Annotated in this window: 23 protein-coding genes; 7 read left to right on the forward strand and 16 right to left on the reverse strand. The window is 62.4% G+C overall.

The annotated features are described in order from the left end of the window. Positions 1–414: 414 nt before the first annotated feature. Complete coding sequence (locus SR858_RS19960) at positions 415–759, forward strand: hypothetical protein (RefSeq protein ID WP_026637273.1); 345 nt, start codon at positions 415–417, stop codon at positions 757–759. Positions 760–843: 84 nt separating this feature from the next. On the opposite strand, the gene cysM is transcribed toward SR858_RS19960, so the two are convergent. Beyond that, the gene (cysM, locus tag SR858_RS19965) at positions 844–1,746 is read right to left on the reverse strand and encodes a cysteine synthase CysM (RefSeq protein WP_019921789.1); all 903 of its coding nucleotides are present in this window, start codon (positions 1,744–1,746) and stop codon (positions 844–846) included. Between the two features lie 185 nt (positions 1,747–1,931). Between cysM and SR858_RS19970 the strand changes: the two genes are divergently transcribed. Next, a complete protein-coding gene (locus tag SR858_RS19970) occupies positions 1,932–3,770 on the forward strand; it encodes an FAD-dependent oxidoreductase (RefSeq protein WP_019921788.1) in 1,839 nt (612 codons plus the stop codon). 57 nt (positions 3,771–3,827) lie between these two features. Here the strand turns inward: SR858_RS19970 and SR858_RS19975 are convergent, their stop codons facing one another. The 15 genes from SR858_RS19975 to gyrA form a co-directional block, all read right to left on the reverse strand. Beyond that, complete coding sequence (locus SR858_RS19975) at positions 3,828–4,745, reverse strand: polysaccharide deacetylase family protein (RefSeq protein WP_019921787.1); 918 nt, start codon at positions 4,743–4,745, stop codon at positions 3,828–3,830. Beyond that, positions 4,742–6,262, reverse strand: a complete 1,521-nt coding sequence (locus tag SR858_RS19980; RefSeq protein ID WP_019921786.1) for an MBL fold metallo-hydrolase — start codon at positions 6,260–6,262, stop codon at positions 4,742–4,744. The genes SR858_RS19975 and SR858_RS19980 overlap by 4 nt, the downstream gene beginning before the upstream one ends. A gap of 161 nt (positions 6,263–6,423) precedes the next feature. Beyond that, positions 6,424–6,747 (reverse strand): ComEA family DNA-binding protein, encoded by a 324-nt coding sequence (locus tag SR858_RS19985; RefSeq protein WP_019921785.1) that lies wholly within the window; start codon positions 6,745–6,747, stop codon positions 6,424–6,426. 128 nt (positions 6,748–6,875) lie between these two features. Further along, positions 6,876–7,820, reverse strand: a complete 945-nt coding sequence (gene rfaE1 / locus SR858_RS19990) for a D-glycero-beta-D-manno-heptose-7-phosphate kinase (protein WP_019921784.1) — start codon at positions 7,818–7,820, stop codon at positions 6,876–6,878. Position 7,821: 1 nt separating this feature from the next. Next, entirely contained in the window at positions 7,822–8,997 is a 1,176-nt protein-coding gene (gene lapB, locus SR858_RS19995) for a lipopolysaccharide assembly protein LapB (RefSeq protein WP_019921783.1), read from the reverse strand. 35 nt (positions 8,998–9,032) lie between these two features. Beyond that, a complete protein-coding gene (locus SR858_RS20000; RefSeq protein ID WP_019921782.1) occupies positions 9,033–9,335 on the reverse strand; it encodes a LapA family protein in 303 nt (100 codons plus the stop codon). Positions 9,336–9,443: 108 nt separating this feature from the next. After that, positions 9,444–9,749, reverse strand: coding sequence for an integration host factor subunit beta (locus SR858_RS20005; RefSeq protein ID WP_008446215.1), 306 nt, complete (start codon positions 9,747–9,749; stop codon positions 9,444–9,446). Positions 9,750–9,767: 18 nt separating this feature from the next. After that, on the reverse strand, positions 9,768–11,444 hold the full coding sequence (rpsA, locus tag SR858_RS20010; protein WP_019921781.1) for a 30S ribosomal protein S1: 1,677 nt from the start codon (positions 11,442–11,444) through the stop codon (positions 9,768–9,770). Positions 11,445–11,581: 137 nt separating this feature from the next. Beyond that, the gene (gene cmk / locus SR858_RS20015) at positions 11,582–12,250 is read right to left on the reverse strand and encodes a (d)CMP kinase (protein WP_019921780.1); all 669 of its coding nucleotides are present in this window, start codon (positions 12,248–12,250) and stop codon (positions 11,582–11,584) included. Between the two features lie 7 nt (positions 12,251–12,257). Next, positions 12,258–13,571 (reverse strand): 3-phosphoshikimate 1-carboxyvinyltransferase, encoded by a 1,314-nt coding sequence (gene aroA, locus SR858_RS20020; protein WP_019921779.1) that lies wholly within the window; start codon positions 13,569–13,571, stop codon positions 12,258–12,260. A 102-nt stretch (positions 13,572–13,673) separates the two neighbouring features. Continuing rightward, entirely contained in the window at positions 13,674–14,588 is a 915-nt protein-coding gene (locus SR858_RS20025) for a prephenate dehydrogenase (RefSeq protein WP_019921778.1), read from the reverse strand. Position 14,589: 1 nt separating this feature from the next. Continuing rightward, on the reverse strand, positions 14,590–15,702 hold the full coding sequence (hisC, locus tag SR858_RS20030; RefSeq protein ID WP_019921777.1) for a histidinol-phosphate transaminase: 1,113 nt from the start codon (positions 15,700–15,702) through the stop codon (positions 14,590–14,592). 18 nt (positions 15,703–15,720) lie between these two features. Beyond that, entirely contained in the window at positions 15,721–16,794 is a 1,074-nt protein-coding gene (pheA, locus tag SR858_RS20035; RefSeq protein WP_019921776.1) for a prephenate dehydratase, read from the reverse strand. A gap of 4 nt (positions 16,795–16,798) precedes the next feature. Beyond that, positions 16,799–17,893, reverse strand: coding sequence for a 3-phosphoserine/phosphohydroxythreonine transaminase (gene serC / locus SR858_RS20040; protein ID WP_040377787.1), 1,095 nt, complete (start codon positions 17,891–17,893; stop codon positions 16,799–16,801). Positions 17,894–18,018: 125 nt separating this feature from the next. Then, the gene (gene gyrA, locus SR858_RS20045) at positions 18,019–20,739 is read right to left on the reverse strand and encodes a DNA gyrase subunit A (RefSeq protein ID WP_026637271.1); all 2,721 of its coding nucleotides are present in this window, start codon (positions 20,737–20,739) and stop codon (positions 18,019–18,021) included. Positions 20,740–21,190: 451 nt separating this feature from the next. On the opposite strand from gyrA, the gene ompA reads away from it, so the two are divergent. The 5 genes from ompA to SR858_RS20070 all read left to right on the forward strand — a co-directional run bounded on the left by ompA (position 21,191) and on the right by SR858_RS20070 (position 25,885). Further along, positions 21,191–21,904: an outer membrane protein OmpA gene (gene ompA, locus SR858_RS20050; protein ID WP_019921773.1), complete on the forward strand. Its 714-nt coding sequence runs from the start codon at positions 21,191–21,193 to the stop codon at positions 21,902–21,904. A gap of 207 nt (positions 21,905–22,111) precedes the next feature. After that, entirely contained in the window at positions 22,112–22,810 is a 699-nt protein-coding gene (gene ubiG / locus SR858_RS20055) for a bifunctional 2-polyprenyl-6-hydroxyphenol methylase/3-demethylubiquinol 3-O-methyltransferase UbiG (RefSeq protein ID WP_019921772.1), read from the forward strand. Between the two features lie 4 nt (positions 22,811–22,814). Further along, positions 22,815–23,486 (forward strand): HAD family hydrolase, encoded by a 672-nt coding sequence (locus SR858_RS20060; protein WP_019921771.1) that lies wholly within the window; start codon positions 22,815–22,817, stop codon positions 23,484–23,486. A gap of 190 nt (positions 23,487–23,676) precedes the next feature. Beyond that, on the forward strand, positions 23,677–24,663 hold the full coding sequence (locus SR858_RS20065; protein ID WP_019921770.1) for a hypothetical protein: 987 nt from the start codon (positions 23,677–23,679) through the stop codon (positions 24,661–24,663). Positions 24,664–24,766: 103 nt separating this feature from the next. Next, positions 24,767–25,885, forward strand: coding sequence for a hypothetical protein (locus SR858_RS20070; RefSeq protein WP_019921769.1), 1,119 nt, complete (start codon positions 24,767–24,769; stop codon positions 25,883–25,885). The last annotated feature ends 2 nt before the right edge of the window (positions 25,886–25,887 follow it).

Genomic DNA, 25,887 nt, shown 5'->3' on the forward strand with positions numbered 1-25,887 from the left:
GCTCTTGAGACAAGTTCTTGAGAGCACTATCTTAATTACTAAATAGAAATTATCTTCCGTGCGACAACTAACTTAGCACGGCAAAAAAATATCCTGCACACCAACAGAATTGCCTTACAATTAAGTTTAGTTGCTAATATGATGTGGGCACCGAAGCTTAGCACAAGAAGCGGTGTATAATTCTCACACAATGTTGCATCTTGACAACAAGATCACACACGCAAAGCTTTTTTTAATTGCTGCTGAGTATTATATGGCGCGATGTTGTATAATTGTGTATATATTATGAAACTTTTTATCCCGGAATTCCGTCCGTGTGTGAATTTTCCTGAGTAAGGAAGAACATTACGCAGCAAAGCGAGCTCCGAGTGTTGTACTTAGCAGGACAACTTTACAGAAGGAAAAGACGAAATCATGACAAACCAAGTCGGCATAGATATGAACAACGATGCGGATGGCGATGACCTGCTGCAATACAATCCCAACCGCCTGCTCGATACCCTGATCGAGAACCTGCGTCTGAAAAACGATGCGGCCTTGTCGCGCGCGCTGGAAGTTGCGCCGCCGGTGATCTCGAAAATTCGTCACCACCGTCTGCCGGTCGGCGCCTCGCTGCTGATTCGCATGCACGAAGTGAGCGATCTGAGCATTCGCGACCTGCGTTACTTGATGGGCGATCGCCGCAACAAGTTCCGCATCAGCGACAAACAGTTCAAACCGAAAGATCCGGTCGATTCCGGTTCGGGCAGCCAGGGTTAATTCACCCCGGTCGTCACATCATCCCGGCCCCTTATCCAGGGGCGCGGGATTGTTTGCTTTAAGTTTCTGCATCAACGTTCTATATCAGGCCGGGAACACACCGGTCGACAGGTAGCGGTCACCACGGTCGCAGACGATGAACACGATCGTCGCGTTCTCCACCGTTTGCGACAGGCGCAGTGCGATCTCGCAGGCGCCCGCTGCCGAAATTCCGCAGAAAATCCCCTCTTCCGCCGCCATCCGGCGCGCCATGCGTTCGGCTGCTGCCTGCGAAACCGATTCCACCTTGTCCACCCGCGTGCGGTCGTAGATCTTCGGCAGGTAGGCTTCCGGCCATTTGCGGATGCCGGGTATCGACGAACCTTCTTCCGGCTCGGCGCCGATGATCTGCACGCCCGGGTTTTGCTCTTTCAGGTAGCGCGACACGCCCATGATGGTGCCGGTGGTGCCCATGGCGCTGACGAAGTGCGTGACGCGGCCTTCGGTGTCGCGCCAAATTTCGGGGCCGGTGCTGTCGTAGTGGGCACGTGCATTGTCCTGGTTGCCGAACTGGTCGAGGATGATGCCCTTGCCGTCTTTTTGCAATTGCTCGGCCATGTCGCGCGCGTATTCCATGCCGCCGGTCTTGGGCGTGAGCATGATCTGGGCGCCGTAGGCGGCCATGCTCTGGCGTCGTTCCACGCTGAGGTTTTCCGGCATCAGGAGCAGCATCTTGTAGCCGCGCAGCGCGGCCGCCATGGCCAGCGCGATGCCGGTGTTGCCGCTGGTCGCTTCGATCAGCGTATCGCCGGGCTTGATGTCGCCGCGTTCCTCGGCGCGCTTGAGCATGGACATGGCCGCGCGGTCCTTGACCGAACCGGCCGGGTTGTTGCCTTCGAGCTTGCCCAAAATGATATTGTTGCGTGCCGCCGCCTCGGCGCCCGGCAGGCGGGTCAGCTGCACCAGCGGCGTATTGCCGATCGTATCTTCCAGAGTCTTGTAAGCCATCGTTTTCTTTGTCGGTGAGTGCGTCAGAACAGCCATTTTAATCCGAGTTGGGCTTGCGTGTATTGCAAGCACCACGATGGCCCCTCCCGAAAGGTCAAGGCGCGCCAACTCTTCACACGCACGCCACGCCTTGCGCTAGACTTCCATCCAATCGCCACCCCGGCGCACCCACTTCTTTCCACATCATGGCCATCTCCCCGCTCGACCCCATCGCCGCAGAAACGCACGACGCCCTCGCTTCCACGGCCACGGCTACCGCGTCCGCTCCCACGCTCGACCTGGAAAAGCGCGGCTACCAGATCTTCCCTACCCTGAGCCCCGGCGACATCAAGCACATGCTGCGGTTCGGCCAGGCGCGCACGTACCAGGACGGCGAACCGGTGATCGAAGCAGGCAAAACCTGCTATGGCCTGATGCTGGTGCTCAAGGGTGCGATCGCCATGTACCGCACCAACGGCCTCGACGACCCGCTGCTGTTCATCACCCACACCGTCGGCCAGTTCGCCGGTGAGGTGGCGCAACTGTCGGGCCGCTCGCCGCTGGCCAACGGCTACGCAGCCGGCACCACCGAGGTGCTGGTGGTGCCGCCGGAATCGCTGCGCGCCTTGCTGGTCGCGCATGCCGACCTGGGCGAGCGCATTGTGCGGGCGTTGATCCTGCGCCGGGTGGGCCTGATCGAGCAGAACTCGGGCGGCCCCACCATCATCGGCGCGCGCAGCCAGGGCCGGGTACACGCGCTGCAAAGCTTCCTGTCGGCCAATGGCCACCCGTACAGCGTGATCGACCCGGCCGAAGACCTGCGCGCGGCCGACCTGATCGCCCTGCACCAGGCCAGCGGCGACGACCTGCCGCTGGTGGTCTGCCCCGACGGCGCCATCAAGAAAAACCCCACCGTGGTGGACATGGGCCGCTGCCTGGGCATGCTGCCCGAACTGAGCGAAGACAAGGTGTGGGACGTGATCGTGGTGGGCGCCGGTCCGGCCGGCCTGGCGACCGCCGTGTATGCCGCATCCGAAGGGTTGTCGGTGCTGGCGCTGGAAACGCGCGCCTACGGCGGTCAGGCGGGCGCCAGCGCCCGTATCGAAAACTACCTGGGTTTTCCCACCGGCATCTCGGGCGGCGCGCTGGCAGGCCGTGCGTACGTGCAGGCGCAGAAGTTCGGCGTCGAGATCGCCATCCCGGCGCCCACCGGCCGCCTGATCTGCGACACCTGGCCGCTGCAAGTGGAAATGTGCGGCAGCTACCAGAAGCTCAAGGCGCGCACCGTGGTGCTGTCGTGCGGCGCGCGCTACCGCCGGCCGTCGCTGGCCAACCTCAAGCAGTTCGAGGGCAAGGGTGTTTACTACTGGGCGTCGCCGATCGAGGCCAAGCTGTGCCGCTCGGAAGAAATCGTGCTGGTCGGCGGCGGCAACTCGGCCGGCCAGGCTGCCGTATTCCTGTCGGGCCATGCATCCAAGGTGCACATCCTGATCCGCCGCGACAGTCTGGCCGCCACCATGTCGAGCTACCTGATCGAACGCATCGAAGCCACGCCCAATATCGAGCTGCACACGCACAGCGAAATCGTGGCGCTGGAAGGCAACGACGACGGCCTGAAACAGATCCGCGTGCGCAACGCCAAAACCGAACAGGAAACCGACTACGATGTGTGCCGCGTGTTCCTGTTCATCGGCGCCGATCCCAACACCGCGTGGCTCAGCGACTGCGGCGTGGACGTGGACGACCACGGCTTCATCCGGACCGGTTTCGATGTCGCCAAGGCGCAATGCCGCGCCAACTTCGAAAACGGCGTCTATCCGCGCGAGCTGCCCAGCCGCGCAGCGCTGGAAACCAGCGTGCCGGGCGTATTTGCCATCGGCGACGTGCGCGCCGCCTCCACCAAGCGCGTGGCAGCCGCCGTGGGCGAAGGTGCTGCGGTGGTCTCGCAGATTCATCAGTTCCTGGCTAATCTGCCGGCGGACAAGCGGGCGTTGGCGGCCGAGCCGGCAGCCATCGCCGCATCAGCGCCAGCTGCGGCGGTGTAAGCCGCCGGGCCGCTGGCTGGCTACATTGGCCCGATCATTGAGACGTTTAACGCCTGCTTACTGTCCTGCGGCCTTGATCACATCGATTTCGTAATCGCCATCGTCGACCAGCCGCTCCCAGCCCGGCCAGCGGTTGATGCCCTTGCTGCGCATCACCGACAGCATCAGGCTCTGGCCCGGAACCTGGCGGTCCGGTTGCTGCTGATAAAACGGATCGGCAAACGCCTGGGCCGGCGGGATGATGGTCCAGCCCATGTCCTTGAACTGCGCGAGCGCGTCCCTGAGCCATAGCGCGTTGACCAGATTATGGTGCAGCAGGATTACCTGCGGGATATCGCGGCCCTCGTGCTGGCGCGACAGGTCGCGGTAGGCGTTGGCGCGCTGGCGCAGGTGGTTGAGGTACGCCTGGCGGATCACCGTGACGTCGGCCTTGGGATTGGCTTTGAGTATCTCATTGAGCTTGTCGTCAAGCCGCCAGTCGCTGGTATCGAGCGACACGTAGCCGTTGCGATAGCCATGCTGCTTGAGAAAGGAGCGCATGCCGTCGCGCTTTTCCGGCGTGTTGCCCTCGCGCAGATAGGTGTAGCGGAACCACGGCTGGTAGCCGGGCAGCGGCGCGATGATGCGGTCGCAGTCGAGCACTTCCTGCTGATACTGCGCCAGCGTGACGGTGGTGCTGTTCAGGTCCGGGTGCGTCATCGTATGGTTGCCCACCGCATGGCCGGCTTCGCCCCAGGCGCGCGCCAGGGCCAGGCCGGCCGGCTCATTGGCGCCGTTGCCGCAGGTGACGAACAGCGCGGCCGATACGTGGTGCGCGGCCAGCGCGTCGAGCAGCGCCTGGTTGCGCTGCTGCGGCGACAGCAACGGCGTTTGCTCGAGGCGCGGGCCGTCGTCAAACGTGAAGGCGACTGTTTGGGCGGCAGCTGCGCCCAGTGCGAACAGCGTGGTGGCCAAGGCCAGCGTGAGTCGTTTCATGCAGTTTCCTTGAGGCGTCGTAGTTGCGCGGCCTGGTATGCGCCGAAGGCGTCGTTGAACAGGCAGCGGATCAGCGGGTCGTCGGCGATATCGGCATCCTCGGGCGCACCGGCGATGCGCACGTACATCGACGTCAGCGACTCGCCCAGCGCCAGGCCGGCGTACAGCTTGGCGGCGGGGATTTCGGTGGTCCAGCCCTGAAGCTGCGCATCATCCGGCATGACGCTCGCGGCTTCGATACGATCGACCTCGATGCTGCCGGCGCCGATGCCGCTGGCTTCGATGCGATCGCTTTCGGTACTATCGCCTTCGCCCCCGTCGCTTTCGATTCGGCTGGCTTCGATACAATCATGCTCAATGCTGTCACCGTGAATACGGAAGCGGAAGCTCTGCCCTGCCCCGTCATGGTCGTAGACCGTCAGCTGCCAGATGCGCGGCGCGATAAAATAGCTGTCGTCGGGCAGCTCCATCTCTTCATATTTTTGCAGCAGGCCGCGCTGGCAGAACGCCTGCACCAGCGCCATTTGCTCGGCGGTGAGCGCGGCAAAGCGGCGCGCGATGGCGGCGGTCGGTGGCGGCGTGATGGCCGGGTCGTACTCGAAATCGACATCCTGGTCGCCCACCGGCAGCACCCACGGCAACGGCGCGACCGGTGTCAACGCCTGCGCGGTCAGCTCGAACGCCACCGAGGGATTGATGCGCACTACCTGCGCATTGGGCAGCCAGGCGCCCACCTCTTGGGCAAACTGGCGGTAGGTGATCGGGAACATGGCGTGGTTGTACCACGACCATGGCTCCTGCACGAACTGGCACGAGCTGGGCACCACATAGCGCGGCGCCAGTGCCTGCAATTGCTCGGGCCACTCGTCAGGCAGCGCCACCGCCGGCGTGGCAGGCGGTGGCGCTGCGCGCACGCCGACTGACACGGGCGCGCATGCTGCCGCCAGCCCCGGTGCCGCTTGATCGCGCCAGGCGCGCCCCGGCGCGATCACGTCCACTTCGCGCATGGTCTGGAATGGCCACAGCACCATGTCCCACGGCGCGTAGCCTTTCAATTGTTCCAGCGTTTGCGGGTCCATCCACGCATCGACCACGTTGAGCACATTCAGGCCCTCGGCGCGGATGTGGAACATCGAGTCGACTTCGTCGTCGAGCGCGCGGCGGGCGATGATTTCGAACCCGCCCACGTGCACCGGCTGGTCGATCGCCAGCGACTGCACGTTGCTGAAGCCGAGTTCGCGCAGCATGGCGAACAGTTCGTCGAACAGGCAGTACATGTACACGGGCGTGGTGCGCGCCAGCAGGTGCAGGCTGTCGAACGAGCAGTGGTCGTCGTGGAAGTGCGAGATGAAGATGGCGTCGGGCGTGAGCTGCCTAACTTGGTCGAGGTCGAAACGGACGCCGGGAAACGCGTGGCAGTTGCGGCTGAACGGGTTTTCAAAGATGGGGTCGAACAGGATCTGCGTGCCGCCGGACTCGAAGACGTAGCCGGCGTGGAGGATGCGGGAGATTTTCATAGAAGCCATTTGATGTAGCTCTTTGCGCCAACCGCAAAGCCGTCATCCCCGCGCAGGCGGGGATCCAATTTGTGTGCGCAGTGTTGGCTTTGATGACAACGGCGGCGTACGCGCAATTGGATTCCCGCCTGCGCGGGAATGACGAAGCACATAGTAGCGACTTATTTAGCCGCAGCCTTGGGCTTGGCCGGCGTGCCGCCCGCCACTGCCGCGCCATCCTTGCCCTTGCCATTGACCACCAGCCCCGCCGCCGACAGCTTGAGCGCATTCTTCTCGCCCACGCCTTTTACCCGCTGCTGGAAATCGCTCCAGTCCTTGAATTCGCCCTTCTTGCGCTCTTCCAGGATGGCCTTGGACTTGGCCGGGCCGATGCCGTTGACGCTGTCGAGCGCGGCCGCGTCGGCCTTGTTGACGTCCACCTGGGCGAAAGCAAAGTTCATCGTGGCGACCAGCGCTGCGACCACGAGCATGAGTTTCTTCAACATGACATTCTCCGTTAGGGTTGATGCAGGAGCGACCATCGCACCCTGCACACTCCCTAACGCCAGCGCTTGCGCCAAGTTGACCCGTCCGGTTGAGGAAGGTCAAGCCGGCGCAGCCATATTGAGCGACCTCAGCCGAAAAGCTCTTCGCGCGTCACCGTCGCCGTGCCCAGCTTGCCCACCACGATGCCGCCGGCGCGATTGGCCGTCTGCACCGCCTCGTTCCAGCCGGCGCCCGCACCCAGCATGCAGGCCATGGTGGCGATCACGGTGTCGCCCGCGCCCGAGACGTCGAACACTTCGCGCGCGGCGGCCGGCATGTGGTATTGCCCGCCGTCCGTGTACAGCGTCATGCCCTCTTCCGAACGGGTGAGCAGCAAGGCGTCCAGGCGCAGGTCGGCGCGCAGTTGCTGGGCCTTGGCGGTCAGCTGTTCTTCGCTGGCCCAGGTGCCGACGATCTGGCGCATTTCCGATTTGTTTGGCGTCAGCACGGTGGCGCCCGCGTAGCGCGAAAAATCATCGCCTTTCGGATCGACCATCACCACCTTGCCGGCGGCGCGCGCCGAGGCGATCATGTCGGCCACGGCCACCAGGCTGCCCTTGGCGTAGTCCGACAGCACGATCACGTCGTAGTCAGGCAGCAGGGTCTTGAATTGTTCGAGCTTGTCGCGCAGCACCGTGTCGGTGGGCGCTTCCTCGAAGTCGATACGCACCATTTGCTGCTGGCGGCCGATCACGCGCAGCTTGACGATGGTGGAAATCGCGTCATCGCGCTGCAGGTAGCTGTGGATGCCGCCGCTCTCGAGCATCTGTTCCACTTCGTTGCCCGCCTCGTCGGCGCCCACCACGCCCAGCAAGGCCGTGTGCGCGCCCATCGCGGCGGCATTGCGCGCCACGTTGGCGGCGCCGCCCAGGCGCGCTTCGCGCTGGCTGACGCGCACGATCGGCACCGGCGCTTCCGGCGAAATGCGGTTGACGTCGCCGAACCAGTAGCGGTCCAGCATGACGTCGCCCACGATCAAGATGCGCACCGGGGTCAGGTCCGGTGCGGTATAAGTCGTCAGGTCGTTGGCCATCTTAGTTCATCACGTTGAGTTCTTCGGTGCGGCGCGGCGGGTAGGTCTCCCAGCGGCTGCAACCGGGGCACTGCCAGTAGAACTGGCGCGCCTTGAAGCCGCAATGGCTGCACTGGTAACGCGCCAGCTTTTGCGTGTAGCCGTGCACCAGGTTCTTCACCATCGACAGCTCGGAGACGATCGACGCCGGTGCATCGACCAGTCGCGCTTCCAGCAGGCGATCAAGCCCCAGCAGGGTCGGCGTACGACGCAGCTCGTTGACCACCAGCTCCTTGGCCTCGGCCACGCCGTGCAGCTCCATCACTTCCTTGTACACCACTTCGAGCAGGTCGATCGACGACGCCTGCTCCAGGTACGATTTCAAGAGGTTGACGCCTTCCTGCGGCCGGCCCACCTTGCGGTAGCCGTCCATCATGCGCTGGGCCACCAGCGCCGTGTGCGGCACGCTGATCTGCTCCACGCGGCGCCAGGTCAGCAGCGCGCCTTCGACGTCGCCCTTGGCCAGCTGGGCGTCGCCGGTGAGCAGCGTGGCGCGCACGTTGTTACGGTCGGCCGCCAGCGACTTGTCGAGCAGTTCCTCGGCCTGGTCCACGTGCAGGTGCACCAGCGCGTCCTGCGCCATCTCGCAGTAGAACTGCGCGATTTCCTTTTGACGCGAACCGGCGCCCGATTCCTGCAGGCCCATGGCCGCTTCGATCGCGCGAGGCCACTCTTTTTCGCGCTGGAAGATCTCCAGCAACTGGCGGCGCGCCTGGGCGCCGTACTGGCCGTCGATCAGGCGGTTGAAGGTTTCCTCGGCGCGGTCGAGCAGGCCCGCTTTCAGGTAATCGACACCGAGTTCGTACTCGGCGTGTTCCTTCTGCTCCTGCGGCAGGTCAGGGCGCGCCAGCAGATTCTGGTGCACGCGGATGGCGCGCTCGGTCTCGCCACGGCGGCGGAACAGGTTACCGAGCGCGAAGTGCATGTCGGCCGATTCCGGGTCCAGCCGCACGATCTCGATAAAGGCGTCGATCGCCTTGTCCGGCTGGTCGTTGAGCAGCAGGTTCAGGCCCTTGAAGTAACCGCGCGGCAGGGTGCGCGATTCGGCCATCAATTGACGGATATCGACCCGCGCCGCCAGCCAGCCAAGGCCGAAGAAGACCGGGATACCCAGCAACCAGAAGAGTTCAAATTCCATGCTTTATTCTTTGCGTGAGACGAAGGAGGTACAACTCAGGGAGCGAGGACGCTGTCGGGCTGCGGCTGGGCATTGGCCCGCTGCGCCGTCGTTTGCATCGTCGTGATGGTGGATTTGTGTTTATTGGTTTCGCGGCGATAGCGAAACACCGTGGGCGTGAGCGCCAGCACGCCAAGCACGGCGCCGGCCACGAAACACCCGAGCAGCATCAGCACCAGCGGGCCGCGCAGCTCATAGTGGAGAAACAGGTGCAGATCGACTTCCTGCGTATTTTTCAGGGCGAAGCCAAAAAACAGGACGAATAGAACGAGTCCAACGAGGGTGGATACAAATTTCATCAGCCTGATTCCTGATCGGATTTTCCAAGAGCGCCAGTATGGCATTAGAACCGCTAAAAAAAAAGCGGCATCCGAGGACGCCGCTTTTTCATTTAAACCGTCACAACCTCAGTCCTCGATGATCGGCTGCCCGACCATCGCGTCGACCCGCTCGCGCAACTGCTTGCCGGGTTTGAAGTGGGGTACCCGTTTTTCAGGCACCATCACCTTGTCACCCGACTTGGGGTTACGCCCGATGCGTGGCGGCCGGCTGTTGAGGGCAAAGCTGCCAAAACCACGGATCTCGATGCGTTGACCGGTCGCCAGGGCGTTGGTCATCGCATCAAGAATGGTCTTGACCGCGTACTCCGCATCTTTGGCCACCAGCTGAGAATAACGCTCAGCCAGGCGGTTGATGAGTTCGGACTTAGTCATCGACTGGTTCAGTGTTACTTAGTTCTTGTTATCGAACTTGGCTTTCAGCAGTGCGCCCAGGCTGGTGGTGCCCGACGCTGCGCTGCTGTCCGAAGCCATCGACTTCATCGCTTCTGCGGTTTCTGCGTTGTCTTTCGCTTTGATCGACAGCTGGATCGAACGTGCTTTACGGTCGATGTTGATCACCAGAGCTTCGACGGCGTCGCCGACTTTCAGGTGGGTGCCAGCATCTTCCACGCGGTCACGCGAGATTTCCGAAGCGCGCAGGTAGCCTTCGACTTCTTCCGACAGCTGGATCACGGCGCCTTTAGGCTCAACCGATTTAACGGTACCGTTAACCAGCGAACCTTTGTCGTTCATGGCTGCGAAGTTGTTGAACGGGTCGCCTTCCAGTTGCTTGACGCCCAGGGAAACGCGCTCGCGCTCAACGTCGATGGCCAGAACGATGGCTTCCAGTTCGTCACCTTTCTTGAACTTGCGTACGGCTTCTTCGCCGGACTCGGTCCACGACAGGTCGGACAGGTGTACCAGGCCGTCGATGTTGCCAGCCAGGCCGATGAACACGCCGAAGTCGGTGATCGATTTGATCGCGCCGCGGACTTTGTCACCCTTCTTGTGGGTAACACCGAAGTCGTCCCATGGGTTGGCTTTGCACTGTTTCATGCCCAGCGAAATACGACGACGCTCTTCGTCGATTTCCAGAACCATCACTTCTACTTCGTCGCCCAGTTGGACAACTTTGTTTGGAGCGACGTTCTTGTTGGTCCAGTCCATTTCGGAAACGTGTACCAGGCCTTCGATACCTTGTTCCACTTCAACGAACGCGCCGTAGTCGGTCAGGTTCGTTACTTTACCGAACAGACGGGTGCCTTGTGGGTAACGACGGGACAGACCGGTCCAAGGATCGTCGCCCAGTTGTTTCACGCCCAGCGAAACACGGTTTTTCTCTTGATCGTATTTCAGGACTTTGGCGGTGATCTCTTGACCAACGGTCAGCACTTCCGATGGGTGACGCACGCGACGCCATGCCAGGTCGGTGATGTGCAGCAGGCCGTCGATGCCGCCCAGGTCCACGAACGCGCCGTAGTCGGTGATGTTTTTCACAACGCCGGTCACGACCGTGCCTTCTTTCAGCGTTTCCATCAGTTTCTGACGCTCTTCGCCCATCGAAGCTTCGATGACGGCGCGACGCGACAGAACCACGTTGTTACGCTTGCGGTCCAGTTTGATAACTTTGAATTCGAGGGTTTTGCCTTCGAATGGGGTGGTGTCCTTGACTGGACGGGTGTCAACCAGCGAACCCGGCAGGAATGCGCGGATGCCGTTGGTCAGGACGGTCAGGCCGCCTTTGACTTTACCGTTCACGGTGCCGACGACGATCTCGCCCGACTCCATGGCTTTTTCCAGTGCCAGCCACGAAGCCAGACGCTTGGCTTTGTCGCGCGACAGGATGGTATCGCCGAAACCATTTTCCAGCGATTCGATGGCCACGGAAACGAAGTCGCCTACTTTGACTTCCAGTTCGCCTTGGTCATTCTTGAATTCTTCAACAGGGATGAATGCTTCCGATTTCAGGCCGGCGTTCACGATCACGAAGTTGTGATCCAGACGAACGACTTCAGCCGAGATCACTTCGCCCGAACGCATGTCTTGACGCGACAGGGATTCTTCGAAGAGGGCTGCAAAACTTTCCATATTAGACATTGTAACTTCCAGGTTTGCCAACAAGGCTCGCGATATGCGACTTCAGTTGGGTTAGGGTTGAAACACGTCTAGGCCGCAAAGCGGCCAGACACCTTACCAAAAACATACTACTTAATGCTTCTGCCCACTCATTTGCCTACGGCGGCATACCACTGCAACACCTGCGCGACCGCTTCGTCAGCAGCCATGTTCGATGTTTCCAGCACATGCGCACCTTCGGCAGGGACCAGTGGCGCGATGGCCCGGTTCGTATCCCGGTCGTCCCGCGCCTGCAAATCCATCAGCAGGTCTTCCATCTTAGCAGAAATTCCCTTGGCGATCAATTGCTTGTAGCGACGTTCGGCCCGTGCCGCAACACTTGCTGTCAAAAACACCTTGAGCGGTGCATGCGGGAAGATCACCGAACCCATGTCACGCCCGTCCGCCACCACGCCCGGCGCCTTGCGGAAACCCAGTTGCAGGCCCACCAGCGCATGGCGCACGGCCGGGAAAGTGGCAATCTTCGACGCCGTATTGCCCACCACCTCGGCGCGGATGGCGTCGCTCACATCCTCGTGGCCCAGCAGGATGTGCTCGCCCTGGAAGCTGCATTGCAGATGCTCGGCCAGCTTGGCCAGTGCGTGCTCGTCGGCCAGGTCGGTGTCGCGCCGCAGCGCGGACAACGCCGTCAGGCGATAGAGCGCGCCCGAATCCAGGTAATGGAAGCCGAGCTTATCGGCAACGCGATGTGCGACAGTACCCTTGCCGGATGCGGTGGGCCCGTCGATGGTGATGACTGGAATCTGGGATGTTGGCATGTATTTACTATTTTGCAATCGCCGCAAACGCAGCGAAATATTCAGGGAAAGTTTTGCCGACGCACTTGGGATCGTTGATGCGCACGGTGGTGCCCTTGCGCGCGGCGCCGTCGAGCGATGCCAGCGAGAAGCACATCGCCATGCGGTGATCGTCGTAGGTATCGATAGTAGCAGGAGCGAGGACGGCTGGCGGCGTCACTGTCAGGTAATCGGCGCCCTCTTCCACCACGGCTCCCAGCTTGCGCAGCTCGGTAGCCATGGCGGCGATGCGGTCGGTTTCCTTTACGCGCCAGCTGGCGATATTGCGCAAGGTGCTGGTGCCGTCCGCATACAGGGCGGCAGTCGCGATCGTCATGGCCGCGTCGGGAATGTGGTTGAAGTCGGCGTCAATGGCTTTCAATAGGCCATTGCTGCTGGCCTCGATCCAGTTGTCACCCATGACGATGGTCGCGCCCATCTGCTCGAGCGCGGCGGCAAAGCGCACGTCACCCTGGATGCTCTGCCGGCCCACGCCCTCCACCCGCACCGGTCCGCCGCCAATCGCGCCGGCCGCAAGAAAATACGACGCCGACGACGCATCGCCCTCGACGTGGATGGTGCCCGGCGACTGGTACACCTGGCCCGGCTCGATGGTAAACGACGACCAGCCGTCCTGCGCCACCTGCACGCCGAAGCGGCGCACCAGGTTCAAGGTGATTTCGATATACGGCTTGGAAATCAGTTCGCCGATCACGTCGATGGTGATCGCATGGTCGCGCGCCATCAGCGGCGCGACCATCAGCAGCGCCGTCAAAAACTGGCTCGAGACGTCGCCGCGCACCGCCAGGCGCTGCGCGTGGATCTTGCCCTGCTTGATGTGCAGCGGCGGATAGCCGGGGTTGCCCGTGTATTCGACGTTGGTGCCGGCGGCGTTCAGCGCATCGACCAGGTCGCCGATCGGGCGCTCGTGCATGCGCGGCACGCCATGCAGCGTATAGTCGCCGCCGATCACGGCCAGCGCGGCGGTCAGCGGACGGATCGCGGTGCCGGCGTTGCCCATGAACAGGTCGGCCGATTGGTTCGGCAACACGCCTGCCACGCCCTTGACGTGGTGGATGGTGCCGGTGGCAGTTTGCTCTTCGGTCCATTCCACGCCCAGCGAGCGCAGGGCTGCCAGCATGACAGCGGTGTCGTCGGAGGCCAGCAGGTCGACGATCTGGACGTCACCCTGCGACAGGGCCGACAACAGCAGGATGCGGTTGGAGATGGACTTGGAGCCCGGCAGCCGCACGGTGCCTTGTACGTGTTGGACCGGTTGCAGGTCGATGTAGTCGTGGTTCATATGTATTCCTTTAATAAGCAGTCGTTGCGGCCGTCAGTCCGTGCCCTTGGCACGGCTTAGCGGTATCGGGCCGTTCCGGTGGCGCGCTCCTGCTGCTTCGCTTTATTCTGCTTTATCCTGCGACTGCGGCGTTTCCGCCGTTTCAATCGCGGTAATCCATTGGTGTCTTGCCCTCTGGGCGTTGCCGTACACGTGTTCCAGCCCCGCGCCGTCGCCGGCCGCCAGTTGCGCGCGCAACGCAGCCAGCTGCGCCATGTACGCATCGAGCTCGGTCAGCAGCGCGGCCTGGTTGGCCAGGCTGATGTCGCGCCACATTTCCGGCGACGATCCCGCGATCCTCGTGAAATCGCGGAAGCCGCTCGCTGCATACTGAAACAGCAGGTCGGCATGGGGCTTCCTGGCGATATCATCGACCAGCGCATACGCCAGCAGGTGCGGCAAGTGGCTCACGGCCGCAAACACCTTGTCGTGTTCTTCTGGCGACAGGCGATGGATGATCGCCCCGCACGCGCGCCATGCCGCCGCTACCCGTTCCACATCAAACGCGTCGTTCTCGGCCAGCGCCGTCAGCACGACCTTCTTGCCGACGTACAGGTCGTCGATCGCCGCTTCCGGGCCATAGCTTTCGCGCCCGGCGATGGGATGACCGGGCACGAACTGCGCCACCTTCCCTGCCAAGGCACTGCGCGCGGCAGCCACCACGTCCGACTTGGTGCTGCCGGCGTCGGTCACCACGGTGCCCGGTTGCAGGTGCGGCGCCAGCGCCGCCAGGATCGCGCCGGTCTGGGCCACCGGCGCCGCCAGCAGCACCAGGTCGGCGCCGGCCAGCGCTTCAGCCATGTCGCTGCCGATGACGTCGATGATGCCCAGCTCCAAAGCACGCTGCATCGACGCTTGCGAGCGGCCCATGCCCACGACTGTCGCCACCATGCCGGCTTTTTTCAGCGACCGCGCGAACGAGCCGCCGATCAGGCCCACGCCGAAAATGACGATCTTCTTGAATGCCGTGGACGCCATCTCAGCCCTCGGCCAGCGCCTTGGTCAGCGCTGCGATCAGCACCGCATTTTCCTGCGGCAGGCCGATCGAAATGCGCAGCCACTCAGGCAAGCCGTAGTTGCCGACCGGACGCACGATCACGCCCTGCTTGAGCAGCGACAGGTTGACACGCGCGCCGGCGCCGTCGTCGCTGCCCACCTTGACCAGCACGAAGTTGCCGTACGACGGCACGTATTCGAGGCCAAGCTGCTCGAACGCTTCGATGAACTGCCGGTAGCCGGCGGCGTTGTTGGTGGCGCTCCTGGCCAAAAATTCCTTGTCGTTCAGCGCGGCGATGGCGGCAGCCTGCGCCAGCGAGTTGACGTTGAACGGCTGGCGGATGCGGTTCATCAGGTCGGTCAGCGCTGGCTGGGCGACGGCAAAGCCCACGCGCAAACCGGCCAGGCCGTAAGCCTTGGAGAAGGTGCGTGAGACCAGCAGGTTCGGATATTTTTTCACCCAGTCGGCGGACTCGAACTGGTGTTCCTGCGCCAGGAATTCGTTGTACGCTTCGTCCAGTACCACCACCACGTTGGCCGGCACTTTTTGCAGGAACGCCTCGATCTCGGCGGCGGGGATGAAGGTGCCGGTCGGGTTATTCGGGTTGGCGATGAAGACCAGGCGCGTATCTTCTTCGATCGCTGCCAGCATGGCGTCGAGGTCGTGGCCGTGGGCCTTGGCCGGCACCACGATGTGGCGCGCGCCAACGCCCTGCGTGGCCAGCGCGTACACCGCGAACGAATACTGCGAATACACGACCGCCTGGCCGCGCTCGACGAATGCGTGGGCGGCGATTTCCAGGATGTCGTTGCTGCCGTTACCGAGCGTGATCCAGTCGGCCGGCACGTTGTAGCGCGTGGACAGCGCGGCCTTCAGGTCGAAGCCGTTGGCATCGGGATAGCGTCCCAGTTCGGCCGCAGCGGCGCCCATGGCGGCCCTGGCCGATTCCGGCACGCCGAACGGATTTTCGTTGGAGGCCAGCTTGACGATGGCGTCTTCCTGCAAACCGAATTCCCGCGCGACTTCAGCGATCGGTTTGCCGGCTTGGTAAGGGGCGATGGCGCGGACATACTCCGGCCCGAAATTCTTGGTCATGGTTGTCTCTCGTTGTAATTAAGTGAGGCTCACCGGGTAGGAGCCGAGCACCTTGAAGAAGGCGGCATTGCCCTGCAATTCTTCCAGCGCCTTGGCCACGGCGGGGTTTTCGATATGGCCTTCGACGTCCACGTAAAAATAGTATTCCCAGTTGCCGTTGCGGGCCGGGCGCGATTCGAAGCGCGTCATCGACACGCCGTTCTGCGCCAGCGATCCGAGCAGGCGATAGACGGAACCGGCCTTGTGCGGCGCGGCCAGCGCCATCGACGTGCGGTCGATGCCGGACGGGCCGGTGCGCAGCGTGCCGATCACGGCAAAGCGGGTGCGGTTGTGCGGGTCGTCCTGGATATTGGCCTTGACCGTGCCCAGGCTGTAGCGCACGCCGGCGCGCTCGCCGGCTATGGCCGCCACCGAGTGGTCGTCGCGCGCCATGCGCGCCGCCTCGGCGTTGGACGATACGGCGCGGCGCTCGATTTCCGGATAATTGTTGTTCAGCCAGATCTGGCACTGCGCCAGCGCCTGGGCATGGGCGCAGATGGCGGTCACGCCATCCATGTTGCCGGTGCCGGTGAGCAGGCTGTGACGCACGGCGATGGCCACTTCTCCGCTGATCGTCAGCGGGGTGTTGAGCAGCAGGTCGAGCGTGCGGCCGATGGCGCCCTCGGTGGAATTCTCCACCGGGACCACGCCGAAGTCCGCTGTACCGGCCTCGGTGGCGCGAAACACTTCGTCGATCGAAGCGCAGGCCAGCACATCGACGGCGGTGCCGAACTGCTGGTACACGGCCTGTTCGCTGTAGGTGCCGGCCGGTCCGAGGAAGGCGACGGTGACGCGCTTTTCCAGCGAGCGGCAGGCGGACATGATTTCGCGGAAGATGGTCTGCATCTCGGCGTTGCCCATCGGGCCCGGGTTGCGGTCGGCCACGCCGCGCAGCACTTGCGCTTCGCGCTCGGGACGGAACACGGGGGCGTTGGTTTCGGCCTTGACGTGGCCGACTTCCTGCGCCACCTGGGCGCGGCGGTTCAGCAGGTCGAGGATTTGCGCGTCGATCGCATCGATCTGTTCGCGCAGGGGTTTGAGTTTGTCGTTCATGATGTTAACCAGCGGTTCGGCCGGCGAATTCGTTCAGGTAGTCCACTAGGGCTTGCACCCCTTCGATGGGCATGGCGTTGTAGATCGATGCGCGCATGCCGCCGACGGACTTGTGGCCCTTCAGTTGCAGCAGGCCGCGCGCCTTGGCGCCGGCCAGGAATTCGTCGTTCCGGCTCTCGTCCTTCAGGTAGAAGGGAATGTTCATGCGCGAGCGGCTGCCCGCTTGCACGCGGGTCTGGTAAAAATCGTCGGCGTCGAGCGCCGCGTACAGCAGTTTGGCCTTGGCGATATTGCGCTGTTCCATCGCTGCCACGCCGCCGTTCTTTTTCAGCCACTGGAACACCAGGCCGGCAATATAGATGCCGTAGGTAGGCGGCGTGTTATACATGGAGTCGTTGTCGGCCACCAGCTTGAAGTCGAACGCCGACGGGCAGGCCGGCAGCGCCTTGCCCAGCAGGTCGTCGCGCACGATGACGATGGTCAATCCGGCCGGGCCGATGTTCTTTTGCGCCCCGGCGAAGATCACGCCGTATTTGGCCACGTCGATCACGCGCGACAGGATGTGCGACGACATGTCGGCCACGAACAGCACGCCATCCTGCGGCTGCGGCACGCCGGCGTCGAAGTCGAACTCCACGCCGTCGATGGTCTCGTTGGTGCACATGTGCAGATAGGCCGCGCCGGGCGTGAGCTTCCACTCGGCCTGCGGCGGCACCGACGTCATGGACGACGCGGCGATGTTGACATTGGCGTACTTGGCGGCTTCCTTGATGGATTTGCCCGACCACGAACCGGTGTGGATGAAATCGATGGTTGCTGGCTGCGGCTTGTGGCCCACCAGGTTCAACGGAATCAGGGCATTCTGGGACAAACCCCCGCCCTGCATGAACAAGATCTTGTAATTGTCCGGTACTGCCAGCAGCTCGCGCAGGTCGCGCTCGGCCGCCTTGTAAATCGAAATAAACTCCGGTCCGCGGTGGCTCATCTCCATCACCGACATGCCGCTGCCATGCCAGTCCAGCATTTCGGCAGCCGCTTGCGCCAGCACTTCCTTGGGCAGGACGGCAGGGCCGGCGGAGAAGTTATAGATGTGAGTCACGTTGCGTTCCTTGGTGATCAATATAGGGAGTCCCTAAAAAAACAGGGCCAGTCTATTGTCGCACTGCTGCTCACAATAACCTGGCCCCGTGGCGCCCGGACTGGGGTCCGGACCGATGCTGCGAATTACTCCGGCTGAACGTCGTCGGCAGGCTTGTCGTCACCGGCATCGGTGGCGTCGGCGCCGTCAGCGTCAGCAACTGCGGGGGCAGCCGCTACCACTGGCTTGCCGTCCGGGCCAGGCTCGAGTTCCACTTCGTCGATGTCGGTTTCCACCACGCGCTGCAAGCCGGACAGCTTGGTGCCGTCTTCCACCGCGATCAGGGTCACGCCTTGCGTGGCGCGGCCCATTTCGCGGATCTCCGCCACGCGGGTGCGAATCAGCACGCCGCCGGTGGTGATCAGCATGATCTCGTCGGTCGGCTCCACCAGGGTGGCGGCCACCACGCGGCCGTTACGCTCGGAGGTCTGGATCGCGATCATGCCCTTGGTCCCACGGCCATGGCGCGTGTACTCGGTGATCGGGGTACGCTTGCCGTAGCCGTTCTCGGTGGCGGTCAGCACCGACTGCTGCTCGTTCTCGGCGACGAGCAGCGCGATCACGCGCTGGCCTTCATCGAGGTTCATGCCGCGCACGCCACGGGCATTGCGGCCCATCGGACGCACGTCGTTTTCGTCGAAGCGCACGGCCTTGCCGGAATCCGAGAACAGCATCACATCGTGTTCGCCGTCGGTCAGTGCAGCGCCGATCAGGAAGTCGCCTTCGTCGAGGTCCACGGCAATGATGCCGGCCTTGCGCGGGTTGCTGAAGTCTTTCAGCGGCGTCTTTTTCACGGTGCCCAGGCTGGTGGACATGAACACGTAATGGTCTTCGGGGAAGGTGCGGTTTTCGCCCGACAGCGGCAGGATCACGGTGATCTTCTCGTTATCGGCCAGCGGGAACATGTTCACGATAGGCTTGCCGCGCGAGTTGCGCGAGCCTTGCGGCACTTCCCAGACCTTGAGCCAGTACATGCGGCCACGGTTGGAGAAGCACAGGATGTAATCGTGCGTGTTGGCGATGAACAGCTGGTCGATCCAGTCTTCTTCCTTGGTCGCCATGGCCTGCTTGCCGCGACCGCCGCGTTTTTGCGAACGGTACTCGGAAATCGGCTGCGCCTTCATGTAACCGGTGTGCGACAGGGTGACCACCATGTCTTGCGGCGTGATCAGGTCCTCGGTATTGAGGTCGCTGGCATTGTGTTCGATGCTCGAACGACGCGGGTCCTTGGCAGGATCGCCGAATTCGGTGACCACGCTGGTCATCTCGTCGGTGATGATGGTGGTCACGCGCGATGGCTTGGACAGGATGTCCAGCAGGTCGGCGATTTCGGCCATCACGTCCTTGTACTCGTTGACGATCTTGTCCTGTTCCAGACCGGTCAGGCGTTGCAAACGCATTTGCAGGATTTCCTGCGCCTGGTCGTCGGACAAACGGTACATGCCGTCGGCCTGGATGCCGTAGTGCTTGGGCAGGTGCTCGGGACGGAATGCTTCGATGCCGCCCACGGTATCGCCTTCGCCGGTACGGGCCAACATTTCGCGCACGATGGACGAATCCCACGAACGGTCCATCAGGGCCGCCTTGGCCACCGGCGGCGTTGGCGCTGCCTTGATCAGGGCGATGAAGTCGTCGATGTTGGCCAGAGCCACGGCCAGACCCTCGAGCACGTGACCGCGTTCGCGCGCCTTGCGCAGTTCGAACACGGTGCGGCGCGTGACCACTTCGCGGCGGTGCGACAGGAAGCACTGCAGCATTTCCTTCAGGTTCAGCAGGCGCGGCTGGCCGTCGACCAGCGCCACCATGTTCATGCCGAACGTATCCTGCAACTGGGTCTGCTTGTACAGGTTGTTCAGGACGACTTCCGGTACTTCGCCGCGTTTCAGCTCGATCACCACCCGCATGCCCGATTTGTCGGACTCGTCGCGGATGTCGGAAATGCCTTCGAGCTTCTTGTCGCGCACGTTTTCGGCGATGCGCTCCAGCAGCGACTTCTTGTTGACCTGGTACGGCAGCTCGTCGACGATGATCGCGGTGCGGCCGCCGTCCTTGCCGTATTCCTCGTAGTGAGTCTTGGCGCGCATGACCACGCGGCCACGGCCGGTGCGGTAACCGTCGCGCACGCCCGAGACGCCGTAAATGATACCGCCGGTCGGAAAGTCCGGCGCCGGGATCAGTTCGATCAGTTCGTCGATCGAGCATTGCGGGTTTTGCAGCACGTGCAGCGCGCCGGCAATCACTTCGTGCAGATTGTGCGGCGGGATGTTGGTGGCCATACCCACGGCAATACCGGACGAGCCGTTGATGAGCAGGTTGGGGATGCGGGTAGGCAGAACGGTCGGCTCTTTTTCCTTGCCGTCGTAGTTGGGCTGGAAGTCGACCGTGTCTTTGTCGATATCGGCCAGCAGTTCGCTGGAGATCTTGGCCAGCCGGCACTCGGTGTAACGCATCGCGGCCGCGCCGTCGCCATCGACCGAACCGAAGTTACCCTGGCCATCGACCAGCATGTAGCGCAGCGAGAAGTGCTGCGCCATGCGCACCAGCGTGTCGTAAATCGACGCGTCGCCGTGCGGGTGGTACTTACCCATGGTGTCGCCGACCACGCGCGCGCACTTGACGTAAGCGCGGTTCCACACGTAATTGGATTCATGCATCGAGAACAAGACCCGGCGGTGCACCGGCTTCAAGCCGTCGCGCACGTCCGGCAAGGCGCGGCCCACGATCACGCTCATGGCGTAATCGAGGTAGCTCTTGCGCATCTCTTCTTCGAGGGAAATAGGAATTGTTTCTTTTGCGAATTGATCCATTGGCGGGTCGACTGATCTTTGACTGTGAGGTTATCTTGTAAGCAATGTATGCCGCACTTACTACACTGTTGCCCTGCCCTTCAATAAGGACAGGCAAGAGTAGGATTTTAACATGCGGACAGGGGCACTAACACAATTTGCCCTCGGGGCCAGCGCCTATGCGGGTCGGCGCACGATGCACGCTTGTAACACGATGTAATATTCATGACACATTACTCATTTATTATCGACAATCACGTTGCGACAAAACAACATATTGGTAGTGAGCAAATTGGTGCAAAGGTGCACCGCTTTCGCGCACGAGGATCTATTGTGGCAAAATGAATCAGAAGTCAATTGCTTGTTTCGCAATCGGGAGACGGGCGTGACGCCCCTGCGTGGTAAAATCCGGCCCACGTAATGCACGTCGCGCAGTTTTTCTGCGGATATCACCCCCGAAAGGAAGAAAAATATGAAGAAACTTATTTCGTTGTTGGCCATCTCGGCTGCCTTTGCAGGTTCGGCATTCGCGCAAACCGCGCCTACCGCACCACCTTACGCTCCTGTTACCCAGGACATCAAGGCCGCAACGCCGAAAAGCGCCTACGTGCAAGATGCACGCGGTGTGATCGTGCGTGATCCGTTCGGCCTGTGCTGGCGCACCGGCTACTGGACCCCGGCCGATGCCGTGCCAGGTTGCGACCTGCCACTGTGCGTTGAGCCAGAAAAACTGGAAAATGGCAAGTGCGTAGCACCGCCGCCACCAGTGGCCCCAGCACCTGCACCAGCTCCAATGCCAGCCCCAGCACCGAAACCAGTTCCAGTGCCTACCGCACAAAAAGTGAGCTTCGCAGCTGACGCGTTCTTCGATTTCGACAAATCGGTCCTGAAACCAGAAGGCAAAGCCAAGCTGGACGAAGTGACGTCGAAACTGGGCGCCATCAACCTGGAAGTCATCATCGCTGTCGGCCACACCGACTCCGTTGGTTCGGACGAGTACAACCAGAAGCTGTCGGTACGCCGCGCTGAAGCAGTCAAAGCCTACATCATCTCCAAGGGCGTTGACGCAACCCGCGTGTACACCGAAGGCAAGGGCGAGAAACAGCCAGTTGCCGACAACAAGACCGCCGAAGGCCGCGCGAAAAACCGTCGCGTAGAGATCGAAGTCGTAGGCACCAGCAAGTAATATAAGGGTAACTCTCAAGCCTACTGCGCGACCCGCTATCGCCTCTCCGTTGCTCAGCGTACCTCCGTACGCTTCCGCTACTCAAGACGATATCGGGCCGCTCGCTACGGCTTTCGAGTCACCCCGCCGCACGAACCCCGCCTCGGCGGGGTTTTTTTATGCCTGCTGCTTTAGAATAGCGGGATATCTTTTCATGAAAGCCGCACCATGAACGCTGATCCGTTAGAACTGCAAAAATTTTCCGACCTGGCCCACCGCTGGTGGGACCCTACCTCCGAGTTCCGTCCCCTGCACGAAATCAATCCGCTGCGTCTGGAGTGGATCAATGCCCGCGTGCCGCTGGCCGGCAAGAAGGTGATCGACATCGGTTGCGGCGGCGGCATCCTCAGCGAATCGATGGCGCGCAAGGGCGCCGACGTCACCGGCATCGACCTCGGTGAAAAAGCGCTGAAAGTGGCCGACCTGCACAGCCTGGAATCGGGCGTGCAAGTACGCTACAAACTGGTGGCCGCCGAAGACATGGCCGCGCAGGAACCGGGCCAGTACGACGTGGTCACCTGCATGGAAATGCTCGAACACGTGCCCGATCCCGGCGCCATCGTGCGCGCTGCCGCCGCGCTGGTCAAACCGGGCGGCCACGTGTTCTTTTCCACGCTCAACCGCAATCCCAAGTCCTACCTGTTTGCCATCATCGGCGCCGAGTACGTGCTGCGCATGCTGCCCAAGGGCACCCACGACTACGACAAGTTCATCACGCCGTCGGAACTGGCGCAATACGTGCGCAGCGCCGGCCTGGAAACGCGCGGCATGAAGGGCCTCGGCTACAACCCGCTCACCAAGATCTATTCACTCAATGACGACACCAGCGTCAACTACATGATCGCCACCACCCGCCCACTCGACTGACCTCATGACCACTGCCCTGACTGCCCCGCGCGCCATCCTGTTCGACCTCGACGGCACACTGGCCGACACCGCGCCCGACCTGGCCGCCGCCGTCAACCTGCTGCGCACCACGCGCGGCCTGCAGCCGTCCGACTACGAACTGCTGCGCCCCACCGCGTCGGCTGGCGCGCGCGGCATGATTGGCGTGGCCTTTGGCATGACGCCCGAGGACGATGGCTACCTGGCACTGCGCGACGGCTTCTTCGACAACTACGAAGCCAATATCGCCAACCACAGCACGCTGTTTGCCGGCGTGCCCGAGCTGCTGGCCGGCATCGAAGCGGCCGGCGTGCAATGGGGCGTGGTGACCAACAAACCGAAGCGCTTTACCGACCCGCTGCTGCCACTGATCGGCCTGGGCCACGCCGCCTGCTCGATCTCCGGCGACACCACGGCCCACGCCAAGCCGCACCCGGCGCCGCTGTTCGAAGCCGCCGCGCGCCTGGGCCTCGATCCCCGCGATTGCTGGTACGTAGGCGACGACCTGCGCGACATCCAGGCCGGCAAGGCGGCCGGCATGCCGACCATCGCGGCCGGCTGGGGATACTGCGGCGCGCACAAGCCGCTGGACTGGCAGGCCGACCGCGTGCTGAACGACCCGCTGGCATTGCTGGCCCTGATGCAGGAAACGTTGTAACCGCCGCGCATTTGCTCGGTTCTGTAGAAAACTGTTGATTTGCAAGGAGAGCAGGGGTAGCCTCCGTATTACTGCGTAGAATTACTTATTATTTCTATAGCAATTACTCAGCGACCCTTTTCAACCTACTTTCGACATCATGACTCTTCCCGAGCTGGCTGCCCAAACCCTGCAGCCTCAAGCAGAGCAAATGGCAGATTACACGGCGTACATTCCCGAACGCCATACCGCCCCGCAAAGCTGGTACGCCAGCGTCGCCGATGCCAGGATCCACTGGTACGACCTGATCGCCGGTTTCCCCGAGCGCCTCGACATCCACGATCCGGTCGGCCGCTACCAGCGCCGCATGCAGTTCGAGCTCGACGCGGTGGCCTCCAGGCACCACCTGTTCTTCGCCCTCACCCGCCCGCCGGTGCGCTTCGACGCTGCCGGAACCGTCCACTGGGGATTTTTCTCGCTCAAGTTGACCCTGCCCTTGCTCGTAGGACAGGAGCAGAAGCGCGACAGCATCACCTTCGAACTCACGGTGCCGTTTGCCGCCACGCTGAAAAAGCCGCTGGTCCAGCTCACGGCCAAATACGTCACGCTCAACTGGGGCGGGCTGGTGGAAACTTTCTCTGTCCACGATATCCTGCTGGCCCATGCCCCGGACAAGGTGCCGTGCCAGGTGGTGTACGTGGGCCAGACCCATGACCCGGAAGCGCAACTGTCACGCGCGCATCTCCCCGCGCTGCAAAAGCTGCACGCCAGGCACAAGGAAGATCTCGACACCCTGCTGCTGGTCCAGCAGCTCGACGTCAAGGTCAACTGCGCCAGCGGCGACCCGGCCGAACTGCCCCACAACGCCCACCCGCGCGCCGCCGCCGTGCTGCAAGGCGAACGCATGGACTTGCTGGAAGCGGCCCTGGTCCGCTACTTCGAGGGCACCGCGCCGCTGTCGCGCAAGGAAGACGAACGGCAATTGCGGCGCGAACGCGTGACGGCTGTGCAAGAAGCCAACAACCTGGTGCAGTTCACCATCGATTTACAGTGGCCGGAACTGGGCGCATATGACAAAATCGGCTCCGGGCAAGTGGCTGCGGCAACCCGCCACCTGCTCAGCTGCTTTGTCGCCGACGGTGACGTAATTGTGTCCCGCATGACACCTCCTGAACCTGCCAAGGGCGCCAGGGTGTGAACCCAAGTGTGACATTTAAAGTTTCTTCACGGAAATAATGGATGGATACAATTCGCGGCAGGGTCTATACTGCCCGCTTGATCTGACACACTGGAGCATCCACATGACGAGCGATTTACCCGACCAGGTCGCCGGCGAGGACGATCAAGAGCCCTCGCTGGAAGAACTGGGACTGGTATTGCCGCCCGAGGATGCGCCGGAGCCGTTCCATGACCTGCTGACGGCGCCCGAAGCATTCGACGACCTGTTGCCGCTGCTGCCGAAACGCAGCAACGCACGGCAAACCTGGCGCGTCACCGTATCCGACGCCAAGTACCATTGGTATGACCTGTTTGCCGGCTTCCCCGAGCGGCCCGACATCCGCGACCCCATCGGTCGCCAGCTGCGCCGCATGCAGTTCGATCTCGAGGCGACCATGGAGAAGCGGCTGATTTATTTTGTCATCAACCGCCCCATCGTGCGTTTCGACCACGAGCGCAGCGTCAGCTGGGCGTTCTTCTCGCTCAAGCTCACGGTGCCGATCCTGATCGGCAGCGAAGGCAAACGCGGCACCGTGCAGATGGACCTGGAAATACCGTTCGCGGCCACGTTCAAGAAGCCGATCGTCACCATGACCGACTGCTTCATCACCCTCAACTGGGGCGGCCTGGTGGAAGCGCTGTCGATCCACGAGGTGCTGCAACGCTACGACCACGGCCTGAAAATTCCCAGCAAGGTGCAATACGTGGGGCAAACCAAGGACCCGGCCGGCCGCCTGGCACGCGCGCGCCTGTCCGCCGTGCAACGCATCCACTACAACAATAACGATCACCACGACCTGCTGCTGCTGGTGCAACGCATGCAGGTGGAAGTACTGTGCGACGATGGCGACCCGAGCGAGAAGCCGGTGAACCAGAACGCGGTGGCGGCCGACATGCTGCTCAAGGACCGGGTGGACGCCATCGAATGCGCGCTGATCCGGTATTTCGAAGGGCCGATCATGCAGGGCCGCACCAGCCGCGAAGTGGATGTGCGGCGCGAACGGCTGCGCGAGATCGAGGCCAATAATCACCTGGACGGCGTGCGCATCGACCTGCGCATCGACGACGACAACCCGTACAACGAGTTGTACTCCATCGCCGCGCCCGCCTCGCGCGCGCACATTTTCGATTGCACTTTCAAGGACGGCGCAGCGATGACGGTGCCGCTACCCCAAGAAACGCCGGGCAAGGCGCGCGCCTGAAA

Origin of the sequence: Duganella zoogloeoides (assembly GCF_034479515.1) — a bacterium.
Lineage (GTDB): Bacteria > Pseudomonadota > Gammaproteobacteria > Burkholderiales > Burkholderiaceae_D > Rugamonas > Rugamonas zoogloeoides.